The organism is Burkholderia sp. AU45388 (assembly GCF_030481585.1).
Classification (GTDB): Bacteria; Pseudomonadota; Gammaproteobacteria; order Burkholderiales; family Burkholderiaceae; genus Burkholderia; species Burkholderia sola.
In genome coordinates, this window is sequence record NZ_JAUJPV010000012.1 from 151,982 (window position 1) to 176,212 (window position 24,231).

21 protein-coding genes are annotated in these 24,231 nt (G+C 67.1%); 16 read left to right on the forward strand and 5 right to left on the reverse strand.

Annotated elements, in window-relative coordinates:
• Window positions 1-266: 266 nt before the first annotated feature.
• From ompR to QZM72_RS20270, 4 genes are all read left to right on the forward strand, one after another.
• Window positions 267-992 carry a two-component system response regulator OmpR gene (gene ompR / locus QZM72_RS20255; protein WP_004199523.1) on the forward strand — a complete coding sequence of 242 codons (726 nt, stop codon included), beginning with the start codon at window positions 267-269 and terminating at the stop codon, window positions 990-992.
• Window positions 993-1,033: 41 nt separating this feature from the next.
• Window positions 1,034-2,395, forward strand: coding sequence for an ATP-binding protein (locus tag QZM72_RS20260; RefSeq protein ID WP_089467679.1), 1,362 nt, complete (start codon window positions 1,034-1,036; stop codon window positions 2,393-2,395).
• Window positions 2,396-2,584: 189 nt separating this feature from the next.
• Window positions 2,585-3,133 carry a peroxiredoxin gene (locus QZM72_RS20265; protein ID WP_006478563.1) on the forward strand — a complete coding sequence of 183 codons (549 nt, stop codon included), beginning with the start codon at window positions 2,585-2,587 and terminating at the stop codon, window positions 3,131-3,133.
• A gap of 76 nt (window positions 3,134-3,209) precedes the next feature.
• The gene (locus QZM72_RS20270; RefSeq protein WP_050013297.1) at window positions 3,210-3,737 is read left to right on the forward strand and encodes a carboxymuconolactone decarboxylase family protein; all 528 of its coding nucleotides are present in this window, start codon (window positions 3,210-3,212) and stop codon (window positions 3,735-3,737) included.
• A gap of 123 nt (window positions 3,738-3,860) precedes the next feature.
• On the opposite strand, the gene ispF is transcribed toward QZM72_RS20270, so the two are convergent.
• Together ispF and ispD are read right to left on the reverse strand one after the other, a co-directional pair.
• A complete protein-coding gene (ispF, locus tag QZM72_RS20275) occupies window positions 3,861-4,346 on the reverse strand; it encodes a 2-C-methyl-D-erythritol 2,4-cyclodiphosphate synthase (RefSeq protein WP_089467680.1) in 486 nt (161 codons plus the stop codon).
• Window positions 4,347-4,375: 29 nt separating this feature from the next.
• On the reverse strand, window positions 4,376-5,086 hold the full coding sequence (gene ispD, locus QZM72_RS20280; protein WP_301739018.1) for a 2-C-methyl-D-erythritol 4-phosphate cytidylyltransferase: 711 nt from the start codon (window positions 5,084-5,086) through the stop codon (window positions 4,376-4,378).
• Between the two features lie 107 nt (window positions 5,087-5,193).
• On the opposite strand from ispD, the gene mfd reads away from it, so the two are divergent.
• From mfd to QZM72_RS20300, 4 genes are all read left to right on the forward strand, one after another.
• A complete protein-coding gene (gene mfd / locus QZM72_RS20285; RefSeq protein WP_301739019.1) occupies window positions 5,194-8,664 on the forward strand; it encodes a transcription-repair coupling factor in 3,471 nt (1,156 codons plus the stop codon).
• A gap of 104 nt (window positions 8,665-8,768) precedes the next feature.
• Window positions 8,769-9,989 (forward strand): acetylornithine deacetylase, encoded by a 1,221-nt coding sequence (gene argE, locus QZM72_RS20290; RefSeq protein WP_175881252.1) that lies wholly within the window; start codon window positions 8,769-8,771, stop codon window positions 9,987-9,989.
• A 60-nt stretch (window positions 9,990-10,049) separates the two neighbouring features.
• Window positions 10,050-11,069: a threonine/serine dehydratase gene (locus tag QZM72_RS20295; RefSeq protein ID WP_301739020.1), complete on the forward strand. Its 1,020-nt coding sequence runs from the start codon at window positions 10,050-10,052 to the stop codon at window positions 11,067-11,069.
• 46 nt (window positions 11,070-11,115) lie between these two features.
• On the forward strand, window positions 11,116-11,649 hold the full coding sequence (locus QZM72_RS20300; protein ID WP_301739021.1) for a DUF3574 domain-containing protein: 534 nt from the start codon (window positions 11,116-11,118) through the stop codon (window positions 11,647-11,649).
• 84 nt (window positions 11,650-11,733) lie between these two features.
• Here QZM72_RS20300 and QZM72_RS20305 read toward each other — a convergent pair whose 3' ends face one another.
• Window positions 11,734-14,259: a penicillin-binding protein 1A gene (locus tag QZM72_RS20305; protein ID WP_301739022.1), complete on the reverse strand. Its 2,526-nt coding sequence runs from the start codon at window positions 14,257-14,259 to the stop codon at window positions 11,734-11,736.
• Between the two features lie 443 nt (window positions 14,260-14,702).
• Here QZM72_RS20305 and QZM72_RS20310 point away from each other — a divergent pair, with 443 nt between their 5' ends.
• The 4 genes from QZM72_RS20310 (at window position 14,703) to QZM72_RS20325 (ending at window position 18,097) form a co-directional block, all read left to right on the forward strand.
• The gene (locus tag QZM72_RS20310; protein ID WP_089467687.1) at window positions 14,703-15,383 is read left to right on the forward strand and encodes a PspA/IM30 family protein; all 681 of its coding nucleotides are present in this window, start codon (window positions 14,703-14,705) and stop codon (window positions 15,381-15,383) included.
• 95 nt (window positions 15,384-15,478) lie between these two features.
• Window positions 15,479-16,660, forward strand: coding sequence for a lipopolysaccharide assembly protein LapB (locus QZM72_RS20315; RefSeq protein ID WP_301739023.1), 1,182 nt, complete (start codon window positions 15,479-15,481; stop codon window positions 16,658-16,660).
• A 225-nt stretch (window positions 16,661-16,885) separates the two neighbouring features.
• The gene (mscL, locus tag QZM72_RS20320; protein WP_006752022.1) at window positions 16,886-17,317 is read left to right on the forward strand and encodes a large conductance mechanosensitive channel protein MscL; all 432 of its coding nucleotides are present in this window, start codon (window positions 16,886-16,888) and stop codon (window positions 17,315-17,317) included.
• Between the two features lie 333 nt (window positions 17,318-17,650).
• Complete coding sequence (locus QZM72_RS20325) at window positions 17,651-18,097, forward strand: hypothetical protein (RefSeq protein WP_006488003.1); 447 nt, start codon at window positions 17,651-17,653, stop codon at window positions 18,095-18,097.
• A gap of 66 nt (window positions 18,098-18,163) precedes the next feature.
• Here QZM72_RS20325 and QZM72_RS20330 read toward each other — a convergent pair whose 3' ends face one another.
• Complete coding sequence (locus tag QZM72_RS20330; protein ID WP_301739024.1) at window positions 18,164-19,057, reverse strand: NAD(P)-dependent oxidoreductase; 894 nt, start codon at window positions 19,055-19,057, stop codon at window positions 18,164-18,166.
• A gap of 135 nt (window positions 19,058-19,192) precedes the next feature.
• On the opposite strand from QZM72_RS20330, the gene QZM72_RS20335 reads away from it, so the two are divergent.
• Together QZM72_RS20335 and QZM72_RS20340 are read left to right on the forward strand one after the other, a co-directional pair.
• Complete coding sequence (locus QZM72_RS20335) at window positions 19,193-19,402, forward strand: dodecin (protein WP_089491301.1); 210 nt, start codon at window positions 19,193-19,195, stop codon at window positions 19,400-19,402.
• 212 nt (window positions 19,403-19,614) lie between these two features.
• The gene (locus tag QZM72_RS20340) at window positions 19,615-20,544 is read left to right on the forward strand and encodes a LysR substrate-binding domain-containing protein (protein ID WP_006478550.1); all 930 of its coding nucleotides are present in this window, start codon (window positions 19,615-19,617) and stop codon (window positions 20,542-20,544) included.
• A gap of 109 nt (window positions 20,545-20,653) precedes the next feature.
• Here the strand turns inward: QZM72_RS20340 and QZM72_RS20345 are convergent, their stop codons facing one another.
• Complete coding sequence (locus tag QZM72_RS20345; protein WP_301739025.1) at window positions 20,654-22,066, reverse strand: 8-oxoguanine deaminase; 1,413 nt, start codon at window positions 22,064-22,066, stop codon at window positions 20,654-20,656.
• Window positions 22,067-22,575: 509 nt separating this feature from the next.
• Here QZM72_RS20345 and uraH point away from each other — a divergent pair.
• Both uraH and QZM72_RS20355 read left to right on the forward strand, forming a co-directional pair.
• Window positions 22,576-22,929, forward strand: coding sequence for a hydroxyisourate hydrolase (gene uraH / locus QZM72_RS20350; RefSeq protein ID WP_011549584.1), 354 nt, complete (start codon window positions 22,576-22,578; stop codon window positions 22,927-22,929).
• A 53-nt stretch (window positions 22,930-22,982) separates the two neighbouring features.
• On the forward strand, window positions 22,983-24,176 hold the full coding sequence (locus tag QZM72_RS20355) for a urate hydroxylase PuuD (protein ID WP_301739026.1): 1,194 nt from the start codon (window positions 22,983-22,985) through the stop codon (window positions 24,174-24,176).
• The last annotated feature ends 55 nt before the right edge of the window (window positions 24,177-24,231 follow it).

A 24,231-nucleotide genomic window follows, 5' to 3' on the forward strand; every position in this document is an offset into this window, starting at 1 on the left:
ACCGTCCTCGCTTCTTTGGTCGATTTGTTCCCTTCGTCACGCGGCAACCGGCTACCTCTGGTACTTGAAAAACCCTGCGGAATTCGGGTGTGCAAAGATGAAAGATGGAGTGCAGGGGAGTATCTACCGAATTTCGGCTTCGAGTAAAGGAATCTCTATAGCGTGCCTTTACTCGGCGCGACACTACGGGTAAATTTTGTAACCGACTGTAACGCACGAAAATCCCCGGCCGTGCGTCAATTCCCATTCGCGATAAGATGCCGATCATGGAAACGAAAAACCCCTCCAAGATTCTCGTCGTCGACGACGACCCTCGCCTGCGCGATCTGCTGCGCCGCTATCTCGGCGAACAGGGTTTCAACGTCTACGTCGCGGAAAACGCGACCGCGATGAACAAGCTCTGGGTACGCGAGCGCTTCGACCTGCTCGTGCTCGACCTGATGCTGCCCGGCGAAGACGGCCTGTCGATCTGCCGCCGGCTGCGCGGCAGCAACGACCGCACCCCGATCATCATGCTCACCGCGAAAGGTGAAGACGTCGATCGCATCGTCGGCCTCGAGATGGGCGCCGACGATTACCTGCCGAAGCCGTTCAACCCGCGCGAACTGGTCGCGCGCATTCACGCGGTGCTGCGCCGGCAGGCGCCGGCCGAGCTGCCGGGCGCGCCGTCGGAAACCACCGAGGTGTTCGAGTTCGGCGAGTTCTCGCTGAACCTCGCCACGCGCACGCTGACGAAATCCGGCCAGGAAATTCCGCTGACCACCGGCGAATTCTCGGTACTGAAGGTGTTCGCGCGCCATCCGCGCCAGCCGCTGTCGCGCGAAAAGCTGATGGAACTCGCGCGCGGCCGTGAATACGAAGTGTTCGACCGCAGCCTCGACGTGCAAATCTCGCGCCTGCGCAAGCTGATCGAACCGGATCCGGGCAGCCCGCGCTTCATCCAGACCGTCTGGGGCCTCGGCTACGTGTTCATCCCGGACGGCGCCGCCTGAGCTTTTCCCTTTCCGGCTTCGCCCCGTCCACGGCCCGTCCCATGCCTATCGACCGGCGCCTTCTGCAGCTCGCGTTCGGCGGGCTGTTCTGGCGCACCTTCCTGCTGATCGCGCTGCTGATCTCGGTCAGCCTCGCCGCGTGGTTCCAGAGCTTTCGCGTGATCGAGCGCGAGCCGCGCGCGCAGCGCGTCGCGCTCCAGCTCGTCGCGGTCGTGAAGCTCACGCGCACCGCCCTGCTCTATTCCGATCCCGACTTGCGGCGCGCGCTGCTGCAGGATCTGGAGAGCAACGAGGGCGTGCGCGTGTACCCGCGCGAGAAAACCGACAAGTTCAAGCTGCAGCCCGACGAATCGCTGAACCGTCTGATCGAACACGACATCCGCAGCCGCCTCGGCGACGATACCGTGATCGCGCAGTCGGTCAACGACATTCCCGGCGTGTGGATCAGCTTCAAGATCGACGACGACGATTACTGGGTCGCGCTCGACCGCGACCAATTGGACAACGTCACGGGCCTGCAATGGGCCGGCTGGGGGCTGTTCGCGCTGGCGCTGTCGCTGTTCGGCTCCGCGTTCATCACGAGCCTCGTGAACCGGCCGTTCTCGCGGCTCGCGCTCGCCGCGCGCCAGGTCGGTTCGGGCCAGGCGCCCGAGCCGCTGCCCGAGCGCGGGATGGGCGTCGCGGCCGACACCAACCGCAGCTTCAACCAGATGGTGCGCGACCTCGAGCAGCTCGAGGCCGATCGCGCGCTGATGCTCGCGGGCATCTCGCACGACCTGCGCACGCCGCTCGCGCGGCTGCGGCTCGAAACCGAGATGAGCCCGTCCGACCAGGCGACCAAGGACGCGATGGTCGACGACATCGAACAGATGGACCGCATCATCGCGGCCTTCATCGACTACGCGCGCCCGTCGCAGCGCAAGCCCGAGCCGGTCGACCTGTCCTCGGTCGCGCACGAAGTCGCCGCGCGCGTGTCGGGCGAGGACGGCGTCCAGATCCGCACGCGGCTCGCGCCGAGCGCGATCATCGAAGCCGACGAGACCGACATGCGGCGCGTGATCGGCAACCTCGTCGAGAACGCGCGCAAGTACGGTCAGAGCAAGCAGGACGGCATCGCGCGCATCACGCTCGAGACGCGCGTGTCGCACGCGCGCGTCGAGCTGTCGGTGAGCGACGAGGGCCCCGGCATCCCCGAGGATCAACTGCCGCTCGTGATGCGGCCGTTCTACCGCGTCGACACCGCACGCACCAAGGCAGACGGCACGGGCCTCGGGATGGCGATCGTGCTGCGGCTCGTCGGCCGCTACCGCGGCGCGCTGCGCCTGCGCAACCGCCAGCCGGAAGCCGGCCTCGAAGTCACGCTCGAATTCCCCGGCGCCGGCAAGGCGCGTGCGACCGCGTGACACGTTCGCGCACGCATCTTGCGCGTCACACTATCGACCCGGTTGACAAAAGCTATGAGGGTCGTTAGCCAAAATCTATTGAAGCGCAACACTAATAGTGTTATAGTTTTCCCCATGCTGTCACATCATCGTTGCAGCACCGAGGTAGCTTGACTCAGTCTTCTTCCCAACTCACACAGGAGTATCCGCATGAAAACCGTGGGCGATAAACTCGAAGCTTTCACCGTCGTAGCCGCGAAGCCGGGCTTCAATAATCACGAGGAAAACGGCCAGTCGGCGTTCGAGACCGTCACCGAAGCGTCGTTCCCGGGCAAGTGGAAGATCATCTACTTCTATCCGAAGGATTTCACGTTCGTGTGCCCGACGGAAATCGTCGAGTTCGCGAAGCTCACGAAGCAGTTCGAAGAGCGCGACGCCGTCCTGCTCGGCGGCAGCTCGGACAACGAATTCGTCAAGCTCGCATGGCGCCGTGAGCACAAGGACCTCGACAAGCTGAACCACTACTCGTTCGGCGACGTCAAGGGCGAACTGATCGACCAGCTCGGCGTGCGCGACAAGGAAGCCGGTGTGGCCCTGCGTGCAACGTTCATCGTCGATCCGGACAACACGATCCAGCACGTGTCGGTGAACAACCTGAACGTCGGCCGCAGCCCGGAAGAAGTCCTGCGTATTCTGGACGGCCTGCAAACGGACGAACTGTGCCCGTGCAACCGTGCAGTCGGCGGCGCAACGCTGTAAGCGTAGCAATGCACGAAGCCCGCGGCGCACGTCCTGCCGGCGGGCTTTTTTAACGGCCAACCCATAGGAGATATCAATGGAATTCATCGACTCGATTAAGGCACGTATCCCCGACTACGCGAAAGACATTCGCCTGAACCTCGACGGCACGATCTCGCGCTCGTCGCTCGAAGGCACCGACGCGGTCGGCGTGGCGCTGGCGGCGGCCATCGCGGCGAAGAGCACGGTGCTCGTGAAGACGATCCGCGAAGCCGGCGTGCTGTCGCCCGAAGAGACGAACGCCGTGCTGACGGCGGCCGCGCTGATGGGGATGAACAACACCTGGTATCCGTATGTCGAGATGGCCGACGACGCCGACCTGAAGACCCAGCGCGCCGAATTGCGGATGGGCGCTTATGCGACGCACGGCGGCGTCGACAAGCGCAAGTTCGAGATGTACGCGCTCGCCGCGTCGATCGTCGGCAAGTGCCACTTCTGCGTGAAGTCGCACTATGCGCTGCTGAAGAACGAGCAAGGGATGACGACGACGCAACTGCGCGACGTCGGCCGCATCGCGTCGGTGATCAACGCCGCCGCGCAGGTGATCGCCGCCGAAGGCGAATAAGCGATCCGGCCGCGCGGCCGTGAGCCGCGCCTGCCGCCAACGACAATGCCACGCATTCGCGTGGCATTTTTCATTTCGACGCCGCGGCATGCGGTGCGAACCGCACGCCGCGACGGCCGGACGTCAGCCGCCCTGCTTGACCAGCAGCGCCGCGGCCTGCGCCTCGATCCCCTCGCCGCGGCCGAGATAGCCGAGCTTCTCGTTGGTCTTCGCCTTCACGTTCACGCGATCGAGCGGCAGCCCGAGATCCGCCGCGATGTTCGCGCGCATCCCGTCGATATGCGGCGCGAGCTTCGGCGCCTGCGCGATCACGGTGCTGTCGACGTTCTGGATCGCGAAGCCGGCCGCCTTCACGCGCTCGGCGCACGCGCGCAGCAGCACGCGGCTGTCCGCGCCCTTGAACGCCGCGTCGGTGTCCGAGAAATGGCGGCCGATGTCGCCGAGCGCCGCCGCGCCGAACAGCGCGTCGGTGATCGCGTGCAGCAGCACGTCCGCGTCCGAGTGGCCCAGCAGGCCGCGCTCGTACGGAATCGTCACGCCGCCGATGATGAGGGGGCGCCCTTCGACGAGCTGGTGCACGTCGTAGCCTTGTCCGATTCTGAAATCCATGCGTAATCCGGTTTGAGATGAGGTGAAAGTCAGGAAGCGTTCGCGGGGCGCGCGAGGATCGCCTCGGCGAGCGCGAAATCTTCCGGGTACGTGACCTTGAAGTTGCGCAGGCTGCCCTGCACGACGCGCGGCGTGTGGCCGGCCCATTCGATCGCGCTGGCCTCGTCGGTCAGGTCGTGCCCCTCGCGCTGCGCCTGCAGGATCGCGTCGCGCAGCATGCCGATGCGGAACATCTGCGGCGTTTGCGCCTGCCACAGCGCGTCGCGCGACTCCGTGCGCGCGATCGCGTCGCCGCCGGCCGGCACGCGCTTGAGCGTATCGGCCACCGGCAGCGCGACGATCCCGCCGACCGGGTCGTCCTTCAGCGTCGCGACGAGCGTGCGGATCAGCTCTGGCGTAATGCCCGGGCGCGCGGCGTCGTGCACGAGCACCCAGTCGTGGTCGGTCGCGCCGAATTCGGCCAGCTCCAGCAGCCCGTTGAGCACCGACGCCTGCCGCGAACCGCCGCCGCAGCGGCGCACCGCGAAGCGCAGGCCCGCGAAGCGGCGCGCGTCGAAATGGGAATCGTCGGGCGCGAGCACGACGAGCGTCTGCGCGAACTCGCTGCACGCGTCGAACGCGGCGAGCGTGTAGTGCAGCAGCGCGCGGCCGGCCAGCGTGCGGTATTGCTTCGGCACGGCCGAACCGGAACGGCTGCCCGTGCCGGCGCAAGGAATCAGGGCGAAAAGTCGGGGAGTCACGAAGGGAAACGCCGGAAAGGTGAAATCGAGAAGCGGATTTTATAATAGGTCTTTCGTCTCGACCGGCGCACCGCGATGCGCCCGTGCACGCCACCCCTGTCGTCCCTATGCCAGATAACGCTTCCATCCCGTCCGCTTCACCCGTTGCCCGCGTCAAGCCCGGCCAGCGTTTCGCCTTCGACGGCGCGCACGGCTCCGCCGACGCGCTCGCCATCGCCCGTTATCTCGCCGACAACCGCCAGGACGTGCCGCTCCTTGCGGTGATCTGCGCGAACGCGGTCGACGCGCAGCGGCTGTCGCAGGAAATCCGCTACTTCTCGCCCGACGCGCGCGTGCGCCTGCTGCCCGACTGGGAAACGCTGCCGTACGACACGTTCTCGCCGCACCAGGACCTCGTGTCCGAGCGCCTCGCCACGCTGCACGACCTCGGCGAGGGCCGCTGCGACATCCTGCTCGTGCCCGCGACCACCGCGCTGTACCGGATGCCGCCCGCGTCGTTCATGGCCGCTTACACGTTCGCGTTCGCGCAGGGCGAGCGGCTCGACGAGGCGAAGCTGAAGGCGCAGCTCACGCTGGCTGGCTACGAGCACGTGAGCCAGGTCGTGCGGCCCGGCGAATACTGCGTGCGCGGCTCGCTGATCGACCTGTACCCGATGGGCTCGCCGCTGCCGTACCGGATCGACCTGTTCGACGACCAGGTCGACTCGATCCGCGCGTTCGACCCCGACACGCAGCGCAGCCTGTACCCGGTGCGCGACGTGCGCCTGCTGCCCGGCCGCGAGTTCCCGTTCGACGAAGCGGCGCGCACGGCCTTCCGCAGCCGCTGGCGCGAAACCTTCGAAGGCGACCCGAGCCGCGCGCCGATCTACAAGGACATCGGCAACGGCGTGCCGTCGGCAGGCATCGAGTATTACCTGCCGCTGTTCTTCGACGAGACGGCCACGCTGTTTCACTACCTGCCGCAAGACGCGCACCTCGTGTTCACCGGCGATCTCGAAGCGTCGATCCGCCGCTTCACCGCCGACACGAAGCAGCGCCACGCGTTCCTCGCGCACGATCGCGAGCGGCCGATCCTCGAGCCGCAGCGGCTTTTCCTGTCCGACGAGGATTTCTTCGCGTTCGCGAAGCCGTTCGCACGCGTCGTGCTGCCCGCGCAGCCGGCCGGCGGCTGGGCGACCGCGCTGCCCGAACTGACCGTCGACCGCCATGCGGACGATCCGCTCGCGTCGCTGCGCACGTTCGTCGAATCGTCGGGCAAGCGCGTGCTGCTGACGGTCGAATCGGCAGGCCGCCGCGAGACGATCCTGCAATTGCTGGCCGAACACCACCTGCGCCCCGCGTCGAACGACGATTTCGCGAGCTGGCTGGCGAGCGATGCGCGCTTCGCGCTCGGCGTCGCGCCGCTCTCGAACGGCTTCGCGGTGCCGGGCGAAGGCTACGCGATCGTCACCGAAACCGAGCTGTACGGCGCGCTCGGCCGCCGCGCGGGCCGCCGCCGGCAGGAACAGGCGAGCAACGTCGACGCGATGGTGCGCGACCTGTCGGAGCTGAAGGTCGGCGACCCGGTCGTCCACGCGCAGCACGGCATCGGCCGCTACATGGGTCTCGTGTCGATGGATCTCGGCGAAGGCGAAACCGAATTCCTGCATCTCGAATACTCGGGCGACAGCAAGCTCTACGTGCCCGTCGCGCAACTGCACGTGATCTCGCGCTACAGCGGCGCCGATCCCGACAGCGCGCCGCTGCACGCGCTCGGCTCCGGCCAGTGGGAGCGCGCGAAGCGCAAGGCCGCGCAACAGATCCGCGATACGGCCGCCGAGCTGCTGAACCTGTACGCGCGCCGCGCGGCCCGCGAAGGCCACGCGTTCTCGCTCGATCCGCGCGACTACGTGAAATTCGCCGAAAGCTTCGGCTTCGAGGAAACGCCCGACCAAGCCGCGGCGATCGCGGCCGTGATCGGCGACATGACGAGCGGCAAGCCGATGGACCGCCTCGTGTGCGGCGACGTCGGCTTCGGCAAGACCGAGGTCGCGCTGCGCGCGGCGTTCATCGCGGTGCTGGGCGGCAAGCAGGTCGCGCTGCTGTCGCCGACCACGCTGCTCGCCGAGCAGCACACGCAGACCTTCGCCGATCGCTTCGCGGACTGGCCGGTGCGCATCGTCGAGCTGTCGCGCTTCAAGACCGCGAAGGAAGTGAACGCGGCGATCGCGCAGATCAACGAAGGCAGCGTCGACATCGTGATCGGCACGCACAAGCTGCTGTCGTCGGACGTGCAGTTCAAGCGCCTCGGCCTCGTGATCATCGACGAGGAACACCGCTTCGGCGTGCGCCAGAAGGAAGCGCTGAAGGCGCTGCGCGCGGAAGTCGACGTGCTGACGCTCACCGCGACGCCGATCCCGCGCACGCTCGGGATGGCGCTCGAAGGGCTGCGCGATTTCTCGGTGATCGCGACCGCGCCGCAGAAGCGGCTCGCGATCAAGACGTTCGTGCGCCGCGAGGAGGAAAGCGTGATCCGCGAGGCGATGCTGCGCGAGCTGAAGCGCGGCGGCCAGGTGTACTTCCTGCACAACGAGGTCGAGACGATCGAGAACCGCAAGGCGATGCTCGAGGCGCTCGTGCCCGAGGCGCGCATCGTGATCGCGCACGGCCAGATGCACGAGCGCGAACTCGAACGCGTGATGCGCGATTTCGTCGCCCAGCGCGCGAACGTGCTGCTGTGCACGACCATCATCGAGACCGGCATCGACGTGCCGAGCGCGAACACGATCATCATGCACCGCGCGGACAAGTTCGGCCTCGCGCAGCTTCACCAGTTGCGCGGCCGCGTCGGCCGCTCGCACCACCAGGCGTATGCATACCTGCTGGTGCACGATCCGCAGTCGCTGACCAGGCAGGCGCAGCGCCGACTCGAAGCGATCCAGCAGATGGAGGAACTCGGCTCGGGCTTCTATCTCGCGATGCACGACCTCGAGATCCGCGGCACCGGCGAAGTGCTCGGCGACAAGCAGTCGGGCGAGATCCACGAGATCGGCTTCCAACTCTATACGGACATGCTGAACGACGCGGTGAAGGCACTGAAGAACGGCAAGGAGCCCGACCTCACCGCCCCGCTCGCCGCGACGACCGAAATCAACCTGCATGCGCCCGCGATCCTGCCGGCCGACTACTGCGCGGACGTGCAGGAGCGGCTGTCGCTGTACAAGCGGCTCGCGAACTGCGAGCACGGCGACGCGATCGACGGCATCCAGGAAGAACTGATCGACCGCTTCGGCAAGCTGCCGCCGCAGGCGCACGCGCTGATCGAGACGCACCGGCTGCGGATCGCCGCGAAGCCGCTCGGCATCGTGAAGATCGACGCGAGCGAGGTCGCGATCGGGCTGCAGTTCGAGCCGAATCCGCCGATCGACCCGATGCGGATCATCGAGATGGTGCAGAAGCATCGCCACATCAAGCTCGCGGGCCAGGACAAGCTGCGCATCGAGACGCGCTCGCCCGATCTCGCGATCCGCGTGTCGACGATCAAGGAAACGCTGCGCGCGCTCGGCCCGAAACAGGGAGCGGCCGTCGCGGCCCGCTGATGCAATCCTGACGGGCGCGACGTTGCTGCACCGCGTCGCGCCCGACGAAGGCGGCCAAGCGCGTTTTTGAGTATGATTTCCCATTCATCAGACGGAGTTTTGCCATGTCCACTCTCGACGCGACGGCGCCGTCCGCCGCAACCGAAGGCGATGCATCGCTCGTCAGCCTGCCCTGGGTCAAGCAACTCGTGTCGATGGACACGACGAGCCGCGTGCCGAACCTCGGCCTGATCGAAACGGTACGCGACGCGCTCGCCGCGAAGGGCATCGCGTCGACGATCACGCACGATCCGCGCGAGGGCTGGGCGAACCTGTTCGCCACCGTGCCCGCGCACGACGGCTCGACGAACGGCGGCATCGTGCTGTCGGGCCACACCGACGTCGTGCCGGTCGACGGCCAGCAATGGGACAGCAACCCGTTCGCGCCGGAAATCCGCGACGGCCGCCTGTACGGCCGCGGCACCTGCGACATGAAGGGCTTCATCGGCGCGGCGCTCGCGCTCCTGCCCGAGATGCAGGCGACGAAGCTCGCGAAGCCGATCCATTTCGCGCTGTCCTACGACGAGGAAATCGGCTGCGCGGGCGCGCCGCTGATGATCGCCGATCTCGTGAAGCGCGGCGTGCAGCCGTCCGGCTGCATCGTCGGCGAGCCGACCAGCATGCGGCCGATCATCGCGCACAAGGGCATCAACGCATACCGCTGCTGCGTGCGCGGCCACGCCGCGCATTCGTCGCTGACGCCGAAGGGGCTCAACGCGATCGAGTATGCGGCGCGCCTCATCTGCCACATCCGCGACATTGCCGACCGTTTCCGTGCCGAAGGCCCGTTCGACGAGCTGTACGACGTGCCGTTCACGACCGCGCAGACGAGCACGATCCAGGGCGGCAACGCGATCAACACGGTGCCGGCCGAATGCCGCTTCGACTTCGAATTCCGCAACCTGCCGACGCTCGATCCCGAGCAGATCTTCACGCGCATCGAAGCGTATGCACAGGAAACGCTGCTGCCGCAGATGCTGCGCGAGCATCCGAATGCCGCGATCGAGTTCTCGAAGATCGCCGCGGCGCCCGGCCTCGACGCGACCGAACAGGCCGCGATCACGCAGCTCGTGCGCGCGCTGACGGCCGACCAGGACAAGCGCAAGGTCGCGTACGGCACCGAAGCCGGGTTGTTCGAACGCGCGGGCATCCCGAGCGTCGTGTGCGGGCCCGGCAACATCGAGCAGGCGCACAAGCCGAACGAATATGTCGAGCTCGCGCAGCTCGCCGGCTGCGAGCAGTTCCTGCGCAAGTTCATCCGCAGCATGTCGGTCGACGCGCACTGACTGCCTCCCGCCACGCCGGCCCGTGCGTGCGGGCCGGCCCACTCCGCCACCCGCCACGTCATGTCGACTGAACAACAGGGCACTGCCCATACGACGATCGACGGCGAGCCGATTCCGACGCTCGACGAAATCGCCGCCCAGCATTTCGCGTTGTCGCCGTGGGTCGCGCGCACGCCCGTGTTCGAGCGCGCCGACCTGCCTTCCCTCGAAGGCACGCACGTCAACTTCAAGTTCGAGCTGCTGCAGGCGAGCGGCAGCTTCAAGGCGCGCGGCGCGTTCACGCATCTGCTCGCGCTCGACGAAGCCCGCAAGAACGCGGGCGTCACCTGCGTGTCGGCCGGCAACCATGCGGCGGCCGTCGCGTATGCGGCGATGCGGCTCGGCAGCAGCGCGAAGGTCGTGATGTTCCACACCGCGAGCCCGGCGCGCATCGCGCAATGCAAGCAGTACCGCGCGGAAGTCGTGCTGGCGGGCAGCGCGTCGCAGGCGTTCGATCTCGTGCGGCGCATCGAGGCCGAGGAAGGCCGCTTCTTCATTCATCCGTTCAACGGCTATCACACGATCCTCGGCACCGCGACGCTCGGCTACGAATGGGCGACGCAGACACCCGACCTCGACGCGGTGATCGTGCCGATCGGCGGCGGCGGGCTCGCGGCCGGCACGGCGACCGCGCTGCGGCTCGCGAATCCGCGCGTGCACGTGTACGGCGTCGAGCCGGAAGGCGCCGACGCGATGAGCCGCAGCTTCGCGGCCAATCACACGATCAAGATGAGCGCGATGCAGACCATCGCCGATTCGCTGATGGCGCCGCACACCGAGGAATACAGCTATCAGCTGTGCCGGCGCCACCTCGACCGCATCGTCACCGTCTCCGACGACGCGCTGCGCGCCGCGATGCTGTTCCTGTTCTCGCACCTGAAACTGTCGGTCGAGCCGGCCTGCGCGGCCGCGCTCGCCGCACTCCTCGGCCCGCTGCGCGAAACGCTGCAGGGCAAGCGCGTCGGCGTGCTGCTGTCGGGCACGAACACCGACCCCGCCACGCTCGGCATGCATCTCGCGCACGCGCAACTGCAGCACTGATCGCGCACCGCGCGTGCGCAGGCCATCCCAGGGTTATCCCCAGATTATGTTGACAGCCCTGTTGATAACCCGCCGGACCCGCACGCAAGTGGTTGAGCGCGCAGCGTTTTGCGCGCGCGAAGGTCAATCGTCACGAAATGGGCAGACGTGGCGGCTGGCCGCCTCGTCGATAGCGCTCGCGCTGCTTGCCGGTTGCGTGGCGCCGCCCTCGTCCACCCCCAACGGACAATCTGCGTCCTGCACGCAACCGGGCGAGAACCGCATGCTCCAGGCCGACCTGCTGTTCGGGCGCGACATCGCCGGGCGCGGACCCGTCACCGATGCCGAACGCGCGGCATTCCTCGCGGATACGATCACGCCGCGCTTTCCCGACGGCGTCACCTACTGGGACACGCATGGCCAGTGGCGCGACCGCTCGAGCGGCGCGATCACACGTGAAGACAGCTTCGTGATCCGTATCATCGCCGCCGACACGCCCGACACGCGCACGCGGCTTGCCGCGATCAGGCAAGCGTACGTCGAGCGATTTCACCAGCAATCGGTCGGCATGACCGTCGTGCCGGCCTGCGCATCGTTCTGATTCACCGTCTTCCGCTTCCTGCCGCGCGCAAAAAAAACGGGCGCCCCAAGGCGCCCGTCGCGTGGCTGAACGACAGTGTACCGCTTACTTGCTCTCGAACATGTCCATGATCTGCTGCTTCTCCTGCGGCGTGACGGGCGGCGGCGTGAGCCCTGCCGCGCCGGCCGAACCGAGTGCGTCGTTCGCGCTGATCGCGTTCTCGGCGGGGTTGATGTCGACGTTCGCGACGAAGCCGTTGCCCGGCGTCCGATCGGCGTAGTACAGCTCGCCGTCGATCGTCGTCAGCCCGTCCGGCATCGGCATCTGCTGCTCGGGCACGCCGTTCAGTGCGGTGCGCATGTAGTTCACCCAGATCGGCAACGCGAGCTGCGCGCCGAATTCGCGGCTGCCGAGGCTCTTCGGCTGGTCGAAGCCCATCCATGCGACCGCGACGAGCGATTGCTGATAGCCGGCGAACCAGCCGTCCTTCGCGTCGTTCGTCGTACCCGTCTTGCCCTGCAGGTCGTTGCGGCCCAGCGCGTTGGTGCCCGCGCCCGTGCCGGCCGTCGCGACCGAATGCAGCAGGCTGTTCATCACGTACGCGTTGCGGCCTTCGATCGTGCGCGGCGCCGTGCCGCCCGCGACCACCGGCTGCGACTTCTGCAGCGGCTGGCCGCGTGCGTCGTCGACTTCGGCGATCAGGTACGGATCGACCTTGTAGCCGCCGTTCGCGAACACCGCGTAGCCGGTCGCGAGCTGCAGCGGCGTCACGAGGCCCGCGCCGAGCGCCATCGGCAGGTAAGGCGGCGTCTTCGCCGGATCGAAGCCGAAGCGCTGCGTCACGTACTGCTGCGCATACTGCGTGCCGATCGTCGCGAGGATCCGGATCGACACCAGGTTCTTCGACCGCTGCAGGGCGGTGCGCATCGTCATCGGGCCGTCCGGCTGGTCGTCGTCCTTCGGCTCCCACGCGGTGCCGCCGGGCACGCTCGGCGGGAAGTACAGCGGCGCGTCGTTGATCATCGTCGCCGGCCCGAGCCCCTTGTCGAGCGAGGCCGAGTAGATGAACGGCTTGAACGACGAGCCCGGCTGCCGCCACGCCTGCGTCACGTGGTTGAACTTGCTCTTGTTGAAGTCGAAGCCGCCGACGAGCGAGCGGATCGCACCGTCCTGCGGCGCGATCGCGACGAGCGCGCCTTCGACTTGCGGCAACTGCACGACCTGCCAGCCCGTCTTGCCGTCCTTCAGCACGCGCACGACCGAGCCCGGCTTGATGCGCAGCGCGTTGTTCGCGCGGGCTCCGAGCGCGGCCGACACGAAGCGCAGCCCGGCCGGGCCGATCGTCGTGGTCGCGCCGCCGACGAACTGCACCTCGACCGCGTTCGGCGATGCCGACAGCACGACCGCCGATTGGAGGTCGCCGTTGTCCGGGTGATCGGCGAGCGCATCGTCGATCGCCTCGTCGCGCTCGTCGCCGGCCGCGGGCAGGTTGATCGATGCTTCGGGGCCGCGATAGCCGTGGCGGCGCTCGTAGTCGAGAATGCCGCGACGCACGGCCTGGTAAGCGGCTTCCTGATCGGCCGAGTTGATCGTCGTCGTGACGGTCAGCCCGCGCGTATAGGTTTCGTCCTTGTACTGCTCGTACATCATCTGCCGCACCATCTCGGCGACGTACTCGCCGTGCACCGCGTACTGGTTGCCGGGCGTGCGCACGTGAATCTCTTCCTTGATCGCCTGGTCGTACTGCGGCTGCGTGATGTAGCCGATGTCGAGCATGCGCTTCAGGATGTATTCCTGACGTACCTTCGCGCGCTTCGGATTGACGACCGGGTTGTACGCCGACGGCGCCTTCGGCAGCCCCGCGAGCATCGCCGCTTCGGCGAGCGTGATGTCCTTCAGGTCCTTGCCGAAGTACACGCGCGCCGCGGCCGCGAAGCCATACGAACGCTGGCCGAGATAGATCTGGTTCATGTACAGCTCGAGGATCTGGTCCTTCGTCAGGGCCTTCTCGATCTTGTACGCGAGCAGCATCTCGTAGATCTTGCGCGTGTAGGTCTTCTCGCTCGACAGGAAGAAGTTGCGCGCGACCTGCATCGTGATCGTGCTCGCGCCCTGGCGCGCGCCGCCGTGCATCAGGTCGGCCACGCCCGCGCGCAGGATGCCGACGAAATCGACGCCGCCGTGCTCGTAGAAGCGGTAGTCCTCGATCGCGAGCACGGCCTTCTTCATCACGTCGGGGATGTCCTGGAAGCGCACGAGGCTGCGGCGCTCCTCGCCGAACTCGCCGATCAGCACGTGATCGGCGGTGAACACGCGTAGCGGCACCTTCGGCTGGTAATTCGTCAGCGCGTCGAGCGACGGCAGTTGCGGCGCCATCACGACCAGCGCGTAGCCGACGATCAGCGCGCCGACGACCGCCAGTGTCGCGAACAGGCCGACGAACCATAGCGCGACGCGCGAACCGAACGTGCGGCGGCGCCCGCCGCCACCGCCACTGCGCGGCTGCGCGCGGCGGTCGTCGTCATCGCGATCGTCATCATCGGGGTAATAGGCTCCGGACGGCGAACGGCGCAGCGTGTAGTGGGGTTCGTTCCTGTCGGAAGAAGAAGGCGGTCGTTTGATAATTGGCATGTCGGAATGGCGGGCGTACGTGGCGCCCTCGGACGCATGCGGAAATGCAAGCGGATGAATCAGAGTGAGTGCATCGAGATGCGGCTGTCACGTCGACAGACCCCGCCGCGCGGCGATCCGTTCCCGCGACGTGACAGCGCATTTTAATGAAATCGACCGGGTGCCTTCGCGATTTTTTGTAAAAATTCGCGCAATGCCGTGATTTGCGGCACGTATTGTCGGCATCCTCGGCCTATGATGGACACGCAACACGGCGCACGCACGCGATTTTCTTTCAGTCGCGAAAGGTTGGGCGTCCCGATGCGCGAGCCGCTTGAACTCGCGCGTTTAAGCCGTATTTAAGTGAACCGGTGGTGTAATATCCGCCGGCTCACGCGGGCCGGAACCGGCTCGCGACGGGCATTGCCGCGGTCACGCGGCGCCTTTCAACCACGGAGGATTTCATGTCGCTTTTCGACTCTATTTCGCGCACGATCAAAGGCCTGCTGAACGATGCGGCCGATTCGGTACAGGATCCGTCGCGCGACGCACGGCAGATCGTGCGGGAGCTCGACGACAGCATCGGCCGTGCCGAGAATTCGCTGATCGAGATCGAAGCACAGGTCGCGACCCAGCGCAGCAAGCGCGATGCGGCCGACGACAAGGTGAAGAAGTACGAAGACGGCGCGAAGCGCGCGCTGCAGGGCGGCGACGAAGCGCTCGCCCGCGAGGCGCTCGCGGCGCAGTCGAACGCGGAAGCCGAGCGCGATGCGCTCGCGGCCGAACTGACGACGCTCGAGCCGTCGGTCGACAAGCTGAAGGGGCAGATCGCCGACATGCGTCAGCGCCGCAACGACCTGAATGCGCGCTCGAACATTCTGCAGGCCAAGCAGGAAATCGCGCAGGCGAAGGACGTGGCCGCCAGCGCGCTGGGCGGCATCGGCGGCAAGAACCTGTCCGAGGATTTCCAGAAGCTCGAGGACAAGGTCGCGCTGCAGAACGCCCGCTCGGACGCGCGCCTCAATTCGGCCGACACGTCGAGCGGCAAGGCGCTCGACGACAAGCTCGCCGCGCTGAACAAGGGCCCGTCGGTGGAAGATCGCCTCGCCGCGCTGAAGAAGCAGCTCGATACGCCCGCGCAGTAACCGCCGCCGCGGGCCACCGCGCCGCGCCCGGCTCCGGCTCGGCCCCGCGGCGCGAACCGATCGTCAGGAGACGGGCGCATGCGCCCGGTTCGACCATGAAGAAATCTCTCGCCGCACTCGGCCTCTCGCTGATGTTGCTGTCGTCCGCCGCGTTTGCGGTCCCGTCGCTGCAGCAGGTCGAGCAGTCGATCGCGCAGCGCAACTGGCAGCAAGCCGACACGCAGTTGTCGCAAGTCATCGATGCCCATCCGAACAATGCGCACGCGCGCTACCTCTATGCGCAGGTGCTGGACCGCGAAGGCCGCGCGTCCGACGCGCTCGCGCAACTGCAGCGCGCGAAATCGCTCGATCCGCAACTGAAGTTCACCGACGCGTCGCGCTTCGCGCAAACGGAGTCGCGCATTCGCGCCGACGCCGCGCGCGCGAGCGGCAACACGCCGGCGGCCACGCAGGCCGGCACGCTGCAGCCGGGGCTCGCCCCCGCCGTCGCGCCGGCCGAAAAACACGGCCCGTCCACCGGCATGTGGATCGGCCTCGGGCTGATCGTCGCCGTGATCGCGCTGGTGCTGCGCTGGACGCTGCGGCGCGCGCGCACGGCCGACGACGGCCGCGCCGACGACGAACGCCGCACGCAGCTCAAGCGCGCGACCGACGTGCTGAACGACATCCGGCCGCTGAAGCTCGATGCGAAACTGTCGACGGCGCCCGGCGCCGCGGCGCTGACCGGCGAACTCGAAGCGATCGAGAACGACGCGCGCACGCTCGTCGAAGCGCTGTCGAACGGCAAGAATCCGGTGCCGCCGTATCGCGTCGATGAACTCGAACAGCGCCACGCGAGCGTGAAGGCGCGCGTCGAAGGCCGCCCCAACCCGGCCGCGCAGCCCACGGCGCCGGCGAACGGCAGCGGCTCCGTCTACGCGCAGGAAGCCGACCGCATGACGGGCGCGCAGGGTCAGCCGTATCAGCAGCAGCCCTACCCGCCGCAACAACCCTATCCGCAACAGCAGCCGCCCGTCGTGATCCAGCAGGGCGGCGGTTTCGGCGGCGGCATGGGCGGGCTCCTGACCGGCGTGCTGCTCGGCGAGGCGATGTCCGGCGGCCGCGAGCGCGTGGTCGAACGCGACGTGATCGTCGACGGCGAGCAACGCCGGCAGGAAGCCGACCCGGGCTTCGACCTCGGCCGCGGCGACGATTCGAGCTGGAGCGACGGCAACAGCGGCGGCGGCGGGATGGATCTCGGCAGCAACGACGACGGCTGGACCGACGACAACACCTGAGTAACCGCGCACCGGGTGTCGACCTGCACGTCGACGCCCGGCCACGCACGCCAGGCCCTGCCGCGCCCACGCGCGGATTTGTCAATCATCTCAAGATGGGCTACCGGCAAGGAGAGGCGTTCGCTATCATGCGGCCATCGGCGTGCCACCGACCCTTATTCGACGCAAAGCAATCCTGCGCGTCGCGGCACGCCTCCTCTCGCCCCAACCAGGAGAAAGCCGCTCATGAGCATCATCAAGGAATTCAAGGAGTTCGCCGTCAAGGGCAACGTGATGGATCTCGCCGTCGGCGTGATCATCGGCGGCGCGTTCTCGAAGATCGTCGACTCGGTCGTGAAGGACCTCATCATGCCGGTCATCGGCGTGCTGACCGGCGGCCTGGATTTCTCGAACAAGTTCGTTCTGCTCGGCACCATCCCGCCGTCGTTCAAGGGTAATCCCGATTCGTTCAAGGACCTGCAGGCCGCGGGCGTCGCCGCATTCGGCTACGGCTCGTTCATCACCGTGGCGATCAATTTCGTGATCCTTGCGTTCATCATTTTCCTGATGGTGAAATTCATCAACAAGCTGCGCAAGCCGGAAGAAGCCGCGCCGGCCGCGACGCCGGAAGACATCGTGCTGCTGCGCGAGATCCGCGATTCGCTCAAGCAGCGCTGATCGCGTCACGCTCCGCCCGCCAGGCCCGCCCCGCGCGGGCCTTTTTATTGCGCAGGCGATGCACCGCCGCATGCGGCGTATCTCACTTTTTTGTGACGAGCGAATGCACGCGCGGGAAAAGCAGGTCTATGATGGAGACTAAACGACAGTACGGGCGCCAAGACGCTGGCTGTGTCGATCATGGCGAGCAGGTCGACGGGAGACATTGATCGTCGTACTGCACGAATGCAGCATTTTCGTGTGCTATAAAGGATCGACATGCGGCGTACATAGCCGGGAGTGGGTCGCATGAAAGTGCCGCATTTCTTGCAATTGTTTTTGAGGCGAGTGTTTATGTCCTTCCCGAAAAAACGTCGGCGTGCGCCGCAGGATGGCCAGGAGTCGTTCCTCGCGGTCTTGCGCCACTCGAAACCGTTTGCCCAGCTCGACACCAAGATTGCCCGCGCCCGCGCGCAGGACGAACCCGTCCTTTATGCGCACGTACTGCCGGGCCTCGACGTGCTTCTGTGCAGCGTGCGCGGCGCGCAGCCGCCCTATCCGGCCATTGCCGAGCTGCGCAAGCGCTGCATCGAATCGATCGCCAACGCGCTCGAGCAGCCGCTCGACGGCCTCGAGAACGGCGGATACTGGTACGAAGCGAACGGCTTCGGCTTCCTCGTGTTCGCCAGCCGCGCGCGTGCGCGCATCCTGCCCGAGTTTGGTGCAGGTACGAAGGCGAGCCTGCGCGGCGGCCTCGGCCGCCAGAACGCCGGCGACACGACACCCCGCTCGCTCGGCTGATCCGCCAGTCATTTGATGGGCCGCCTCCGGGCGGCCCATCCGCCATTCACACGCCCCGCTTATCCGTCACGACGCCTGCTGGCGGCCGTTGCCCGGCCGCACGATGTCGATGAACGAGGCGAAATCGGCGCTGGCGAGCCCTTGCGCGGCGCCGAGCCTCAGCACCTGCTGCACGGTGGCCGACACGGGCATCACCGCGCCCGTGTCGCGCGCGGCGTCGGCGATTGCATCGACATCCTTCTGGAACGTACCGAGCGCGCCGATCGGCGGATGACCGCCCGACGTCATGCGCGGCACGAACGTCTGCAGCAGCACCGAATCGGCCCAGCCGCCGGCCAGCGCCTCGGCCAGACGCGCGGCGTCGATACCGCTCGCCTGCGCGAGGCCCACCGCCTCGGCGATCGCGGTGACCGTCGCGGTGACGATCGCCTGGTTGCACAGCTTCGCCGTCTGGCCCGCGCCGGCATCGCCCATGTGCGTGATGCGCGACGCGTACGTATCGATCAGCGCCCGCACCGCGTCGAGATCGGCCGCGCGGCCGCCGGCCATCACCGCGAGCGTGCCGGCCTGCGCGCCCGGCACGCCGCCCGACACCGGCGCATCGACCCAGCCGACCCCGAGCGCGGCGGCGCGCGCCGCGTAGTCGCGCGTGGCGGCGGGCGGAATGCTCGAATGATCGACGATGCGCTGCAGGCGGCGCGTGCTCGCGTCACCGGAAAGCAGCCCGTGTTCGCCGAACACGACGTCGCCGACCGCACGACCGTCGAGCACGCACACGAATACCGTCTCGACGCGCCCGGCCAGTTCGCGCGGCGTGCCGACCACCTGCGCGCCGTCCTTCACCAGCGCGTCGGCCTTGTCGCGCGAGCGATTCCATACGCTCACGCGATGCCCGGCCGTCAACAAATGCCGAATCATCGGCGCGCCCATCAATCCCGGTCCGCAAAATCCGACTTCCACGATGCGCCTCGTCTCCGATATGGGTTGCACTTGCCGCCCATCATACCTATCACTCAAGAAGCCGGGCACGCACGGGACCGTAGCGGGACCGCACCTTGCACCGGCAATACAGACCGATACCCCAGGGAGCGCATCATGAGCGACCACGTGTACAAGCTGATCGAACTGACCGGTTCGTCGCAGCAATCGAGCGACGACGCGATCCGCAACGCGATCTCGAAAGCCGGCAAGACGCTGCACAACCTGCACTGGTTCCAGGTGACCGAAACGCGCGGCCACATCGAAGGCGACCAGATCGTGCACTGGCAGGTCACGCTGAAGGTCGGCATGCGTATCGACGACTGACGCACCGCGCGGCGCCCCACCACCGGATGCGTGCAATGCGCATCCGCCCGGCGCCGCGCCCGCCTGTATTTCGCCCCGTTCGGGCCCCTTGTCGCGGCCCGGCCGGCGGGTAGCCGCGGGTATCCATCTCTTGACGCTGATTTTCATTCATATTAAAAACGATATACCCACCCCCTCCCTCGATCAGCCCAGCCATATAAACCGGAGATAACATGAGTCAGCAACGCGAGGCGATCGACACGTACCTCTTGCGCGTCTTGCACACCTTGTTGATGGAGCGCAGCGTTACGCGCGCGGCCGTCAAACTGAATCAGTCGCAACCGGCGATCAGCGCCGCGCTGCGCCGCCTGCGCGACATCACCGGCGATCCGCTGCTGGTGCGCGGCAAGTCCGGCATGGTGCCGACCGAATACGGGCTGCGCCTGCTCGAGCCCGTGCAGAACGCGCTGCGTGAAATCGAGCGCATCAAGTTCCAGCAGCACAACTTCGACCCGGCCACGTCGATCCGCTGCTACCGGATCGGCTGCCCCGACTACCTGAACGTGCTGTTCGTGCCGACCGTCGTCGAACGCTTCCGCCTGGCCGCGCCGAACGCGACGCTCGAGTTCCACTCGCTCGGCCCCGCGTTCGACTACGAGCTCGCGCTGGAAGACGGCAAGCTCGACATCGTCGTCGGCAACTGGCCCGAACCGCCGGAGCAACTGCACCTGTCGAACCTGTTCGTCGACGAGATCGTCTGCCTGATGAGCAACACGCATCCGTTCGCGAAGCGCGGCGGGCTCACACTCGACCAGTACCTGAACGCGCCGCATCTCGCGCCGACGCCGTACTCGGTCGGCCAGCGCGGCGCGATCGACGTGCATCTCGCGCGCGAGCGGCTCAAGCGCCACGTGGTCGTCACGCTGCCGTACTTCAACCTCGCGCCTTACGTGCTCGTGAAGTCGGACCTGATCTTCACGACCACGCGGCTGTTCGCCGACCACTACGCGAAATTCCTGCCGCTGTCCGTCGTGCCGGCGCCGCTCGACTTCCCGCCGATGCAGTACTACCAGCTGTGGCACGAGCGCTGCCATTACTCCGACGAAGTGCGCTGGCTGCGCAGCCTCGTCGCCGAGGCCACCCGCACGCTGATCGAGGCGTAATCGCATACGGCGCGCGCCACGCGCGCCGGTCAGACCGTTGCGCGTCGCCGCGGCGGGTTGCGCGGCGGGCGGAGGCCGCAACGTGCGGCGCGACCGCCCCGCCGACGCGTCAGCGCGACGCTTCCACGAGCGCGTGCGCCAGCGCGTTGTGACGCTCGATCACCGGCGGCAGATCGAGCGTCGCGAGCCGTCCTTCCCGCACCACCACCTTCCCGTTCACCACCGTGTACGCCGTCTGCGACGGCGCACAGAACACGAGTGCCGCGACCGGGTCGTGCAGCGCGCCCGCGAACAGCGGCTGGCGCAGGTCGAACGCGGCGAAGTCCGCGGCCATGCCGGGCTTCAGCGCGCCGATGTCGTCGCGGTTCAGCACCTTCGCGCCGCCGAGCGTCGCGATCTCGAGCGCTTCGCGCGCCGTCATCGCGTCGGGCCCGAAACCGACCCGCTGCAGCAGCAGCGCCTGGCGTACCTCGGCCACCATCTGCGCGCCGTCGTTCGACGCGGAACCGTCGACGCCAAGGCCGACCGGCACGCCCGCGAGCCGCATCTTCTTCACCGGCGCGATGCCGGAAGCCAACCGCATGTTCGAGCACGGGCAATGCGCGACGCCCGTGCCGGTGCGCGCGAACAGGCCGATGCCCGCATCGTCGAGCTGCACGCAGTGCGCATGCCACACGTCGTGGCCGACCCAGCCGAGATCTTCCGCATATTCGGCGGGCGTCATCCCGAACTTCTCGCGGCTGTATGCGATGTCGTTGACGTTTTCTGCAAGGTGCGTGTGCAACGACACGCCGTATTCGCGCGCGAGCACGGCCGCGTCGCGCATCAGCTCGCGGCTCACCGAGAACGGCGAGCACGGCGCGACCACCACGCGCAGCATCGCGTAGCGGCCTTCGTCGTGATAGGTCTCGATCAGGCGCTGCGTGTCGCGCAGGATGTCGGGTTCGCGCTCGACGACCGAATCGGGCGGCAAGCCGCCGTCGCGCTGGCCGACGCTCATCGCGCCGCGGCTCGCATGAAAACGCATGCCGATCCGCTGCGCGGCGCCGATGCTGTCGTCGAGCCGGCTGCCGTTCGGGTAGATGTACAGATGGTCGCTCGACGTGGTGCAGCCCGACTGCAGCAGTTCGGCCATCGCGGTGAGCGTCGACACCTCGATCATCTCGGGCGTCAGGTGCGCCCAGATCCGGTACAGGTTCGTGAGCCAGCCGAACAGTTCGGCGTTCTGCGCGGCCGGCACCGCACGCGTGAGGCTCTGGTACATGTGGTGGTGCGTGTTCACGAGCCCCGGGATCACGAGGTGGCCGCGCAGGTCGAGCACTTCGTCGGCCGTGTCGGGCAGCTCGGCGCTCGGGCCGACCGCGACGATCCGGTTGTCTTCGATGTAGAGCCCCGCGTCGCGCAGTTCGCGGCGCGTGTCGTCCATGGTCACGAGCACGTCGGCATGCTTGACCAGCAGGGTTTTCGGGCGGGATGAGGAGGGGTTCGGCGCGCGTGCGCCAGCGTGCTGCTCGAGATTCATGCGTTCTCCGCGTCGGTCTGCCTCCAGGGGCTGTCCTGGAAGCGGTCACACAGCCGTTCGAACGCTGAATCGCGGCACGCCCCGGTGCCTGCGTCCGTTCGAACGCCCTGGCCCGGTTACCCGGCGTGCTCGCCGTCTTCGGGGTACGCGCGGGCCACCGGCCGACGCGCACGGCGGGAGGATCGCCCAAGCGGGCGCCGCGCACAATACGCGGCCCCGAATACCGTGCTTCAGGAATCCGGTATGGTACGCCGCCCGAGGCCCCGACGCGCGCCCGACACCGGCGCTGTCAGCCTTATCCGGCGGCCCGTCGACAGCCGCTCATGCGCGGCGCATTATCTTCGATATCGCGCACGTATTTGCACGGGGAACCTTTTTACAATGCCTGCACGGCGCTCGCTTCACTTTCGCCGACGGGTATGTAGCCACGTGACGTGGAGCCTCGATCCGCCGCATCGTCAATGGATCGAGTCGCCGCCGAACCTCGCATTCACACAAGGACACAACGAATGGGAAAGCTCACTACCCACGTACTCGATACGGCACACGGCCGCCCCGGCGCCGCCATCAAGGTGGACCTCTACGCGCTGGACGGCGAATCGCGCCGCGCGATCAAGACCGTGCTGACCAATAGCGACGGCCGCTGCGACGAACCGCTGCTCGAAGGCGCCGCGCTCGCCGCCGGCGAATACGAACTCGTGTTCCATGCCGGCGACTACTTCGCGGCGCTCGGCGTGAAGGTGCCCGAACCGCGCTTCGTCGACCGCGTCGTGCTGCGCTTCGGCATCGCCGACACCGGCTCGCACTACCACGTGCCGCTGCTCGTGTCGCCGTGGTCGTACAGCACCTATCGCGGCAGCTGACACACGAATCAGCGCCTGCATCAAGACAAACGATCTGAGTCTGGAGGAGTTTCATGGAAGGCTTCATCACCGACTGGCTGAACCTCGCGCTGCGATGGCTGCACGTCATCGTCGCCATTGCGTGGATCGGCGAGTCGTTCTATTTCGTCGCGCTCGACAACAGCCTGAAACCGCCGACCGACCCGAACCAGCGCAAGCGCGGCGTGTTCGGCGAGCTGTGGCACGTCCACGGCGGCGGTTTCTACAACATGCAGAAGTACACGGTCGCGCCGCCGGAAATGCCCGATGACCTGCACTGGTCGAAGTGGCCGTCGTATACGACCTGGCTGTCGGGCTTCTCGCTGTTCTTCGTGCTGTACCTGCTTGCACCAAACACGTACCTGATCGACAAGAACGTGCTCGACATGGGCCCGGTGGTCGCCGTCGCCTCCGCACTCGGCTTCCTCGCGGCCGGCTGGATCGTCTACGACTCGCTGTGCCGCATCCTCGGCACCAACGACCGCGTGCTCGGCATCTGCGTCGGCCTGTACGTCGCCGCCGCCGCGTACCTCGCGTGCCACATCTTCTCGGGCCGGGCCGCCTACCTGATCGTCGGCGCGATGCTCGCGACGATCATGTCGGCGAACGTGTTCTTCGTGATCATCCCGGGCCAGCGCAAGATGGTCGACAAGATGCTCAAGGGCGAGGAACCGAACCCGATCTACGGCAAGCGCGGCAAGCAGCGTTCGGTGCACAACACGTACTTCACGCTGCCGGTCGTGTTCGCGATGCTGTCGAACCACTATGCGATGACGTACACGAACAAGTTCAACTGGGTCGTGCTCGTGCTGATCATGCTGGCCGGCGCGCTGATCCGCCAGTTCTTCGTGATGCGTCACCGCGGCAAGCAGCTGTGGTACCTGCCGATCGGCGGCGTCGCGCTGCTGTCGGGCGCGCTGGTGTGGACGATGCCGAAGCCGGTCGCGCCGGAAGCGCAAGCGGCCAACGCACCGAAGGTCGCAATTCACGACATCATGCCGATCCTGCAGCAGCGCTGCGTCGAGTGCCACTCGGCGAAGCCGACGCTGATGGGCAGCGCGCCGGCGGGCGTGATGTTCGATACGCCGGACGAAGTGTCGAAGAACGCGCAGCGGATCTACGACCAGGCCGTGCGCCTGAAGGCGATGCCGATCGGCAACGTCACGCACATGACCGACGACGAGCGCACGAAGCTCGCCGCCTGGTTCGAGGGCGGCGCGGTCAAGTAAGCTGCCCGCCCGGCGCCGGGAGCCATTCGCCGGCGCCATGCTCTCCGTTCGCGGG

What these genes read in the sequence shown, in the direction of transcription:
- QZM72_RS20300 (WP_301739021.1), top strand. Translation starts at nt 11,116, where the DNA reads ATGTTGACAGCCCTGTTGATAACCCGCCGGACCCGCACGCAAGTGGTT.
- QZM72_RS20270 (WP_050013297.1), top strand. Translation starts at nt 3,210, where the DNA reads ATGGAATTCATCGACTCGATTAAGGCACGTATCCCCGACTACGCGAAA.
- QZM72_RS20265 (WP_006478563.1), top strand. Translation starts at nt 2,585, where the DNA reads ATGAAAACCGTGGGCGATAAACTCGAAGCTTTCACCGTCGTAGCCGCG.
- QZM72_RS20310 (WP_089467687.1), top strand. Translation starts at nt 14,703, where the DNA reads ATGTCGCTTTTCGACTCTATTTCGCGCACGATCAAAGGCCTGCTGAAC.
- QZM72_RS20340 (WP_006478550.1), top strand. Translation starts at nt 19,615, where the DNA reads ATGAGTCAGCAACGCGAGGCGATCGACACGTACCTCTTGCGCGTCTTG.
- QZM72_RS20355 (WP_301739026.1), top strand. Translation starts at nt 22,983, where the DNA reads ATGGAAGGCTTCATCACCGACTGGCTGAACCTCGCGCTGCGATGGCTG.
- ompR (WP_004199523.1), top strand. Translation starts at nt 267, where the DNA reads ATGGAAACGAAAAACCCCTCCAAGATTCTCGTCGTCGACGACGACCCT.
- mfd (WP_301739019.1), top strand. Translation starts at nt 5,194, where the DNA reads ATGCCAGATAACGCTTCCATCCCGTCCGCTTCACCCGTTGCCCGCGTC.
- QZM72_RS20345 (WP_301739025.1), bottom strand. Translation starts at nt 22,066, where the DNA reads ATGAATCTCGAGCAGCACGCTGGCGCACGCGCGCCGAACCCCTCCTCA.
- mscL (WP_006752022.1), top strand. Translation starts at nt 16,886, where the DNA reads ATGAGCATCATCAAGGAATTCAAGGAGTTCGCCGTCAAGGGCAACGTG.
- QZM72_RS20305 (WP_301739022.1), bottom strand. Translation starts at nt 14,259, where the DNA reads ATGCCAATTATCAAACGACCGCCTTCTTCTTCCGACAGGAACGAACCC.
- QZM72_RS20335 (WP_089491301.1), top strand. Translation starts at nt 19,193, where the DNA reads ATGAGCGACCACGTGTACAAGCTGATCGAACTGACCGGTTCGTCGCAG.
- QZM72_RS20315 (WP_301739023.1), top strand. Translation starts at nt 15,479, where the DNA reads ATGAAGAAATCTCTCGCCGCACTCGGCCTCTCGCTGATGTTGCTGTCG.
- QZM72_RS20260 (WP_089467679.1), top strand. Translation starts at nt 1,034, where the DNA reads ATGCCTATCGACCGGCGCCTTCTGCAGCTCGCGTTCGGCGGGCTGTTC.
- uraH (WP_011549584.1), top strand. Translation starts at nt 22,576, where the DNA reads ATGGGAAAGCTCACTACCCACGTACTCGATACGGCACACGGCCGCCCC.
- QZM72_RS20295 (WP_301739020.1), top strand. Translation starts at nt 10,050, where the DNA reads ATGTCGACTGAACAACAGGGCACTGCCCATACGACGATCGACGGCGAG.
- argE (WP_175881252.1), top strand. Translation starts at nt 8,769, where the DNA reads ATGTCCACTCTCGACGCGACGGCGCCGTCCGCCGCAACCGAAGGCGAT.
- QZM72_RS20325 (WP_006488003.1), top strand. Translation starts at nt 17,651, where the DNA reads ATGTCCTTCCCGAAAAAACGTCGGCGTGCGCCGCAGGATGGCCAGGAG.
- ispF (WP_089467680.1), bottom strand. Translation starts at nt 4,346, where the DNA reads ATGGATTTCAGAATCGGACAAGGCTACGACGTGCACCAGCTCGTCGAA.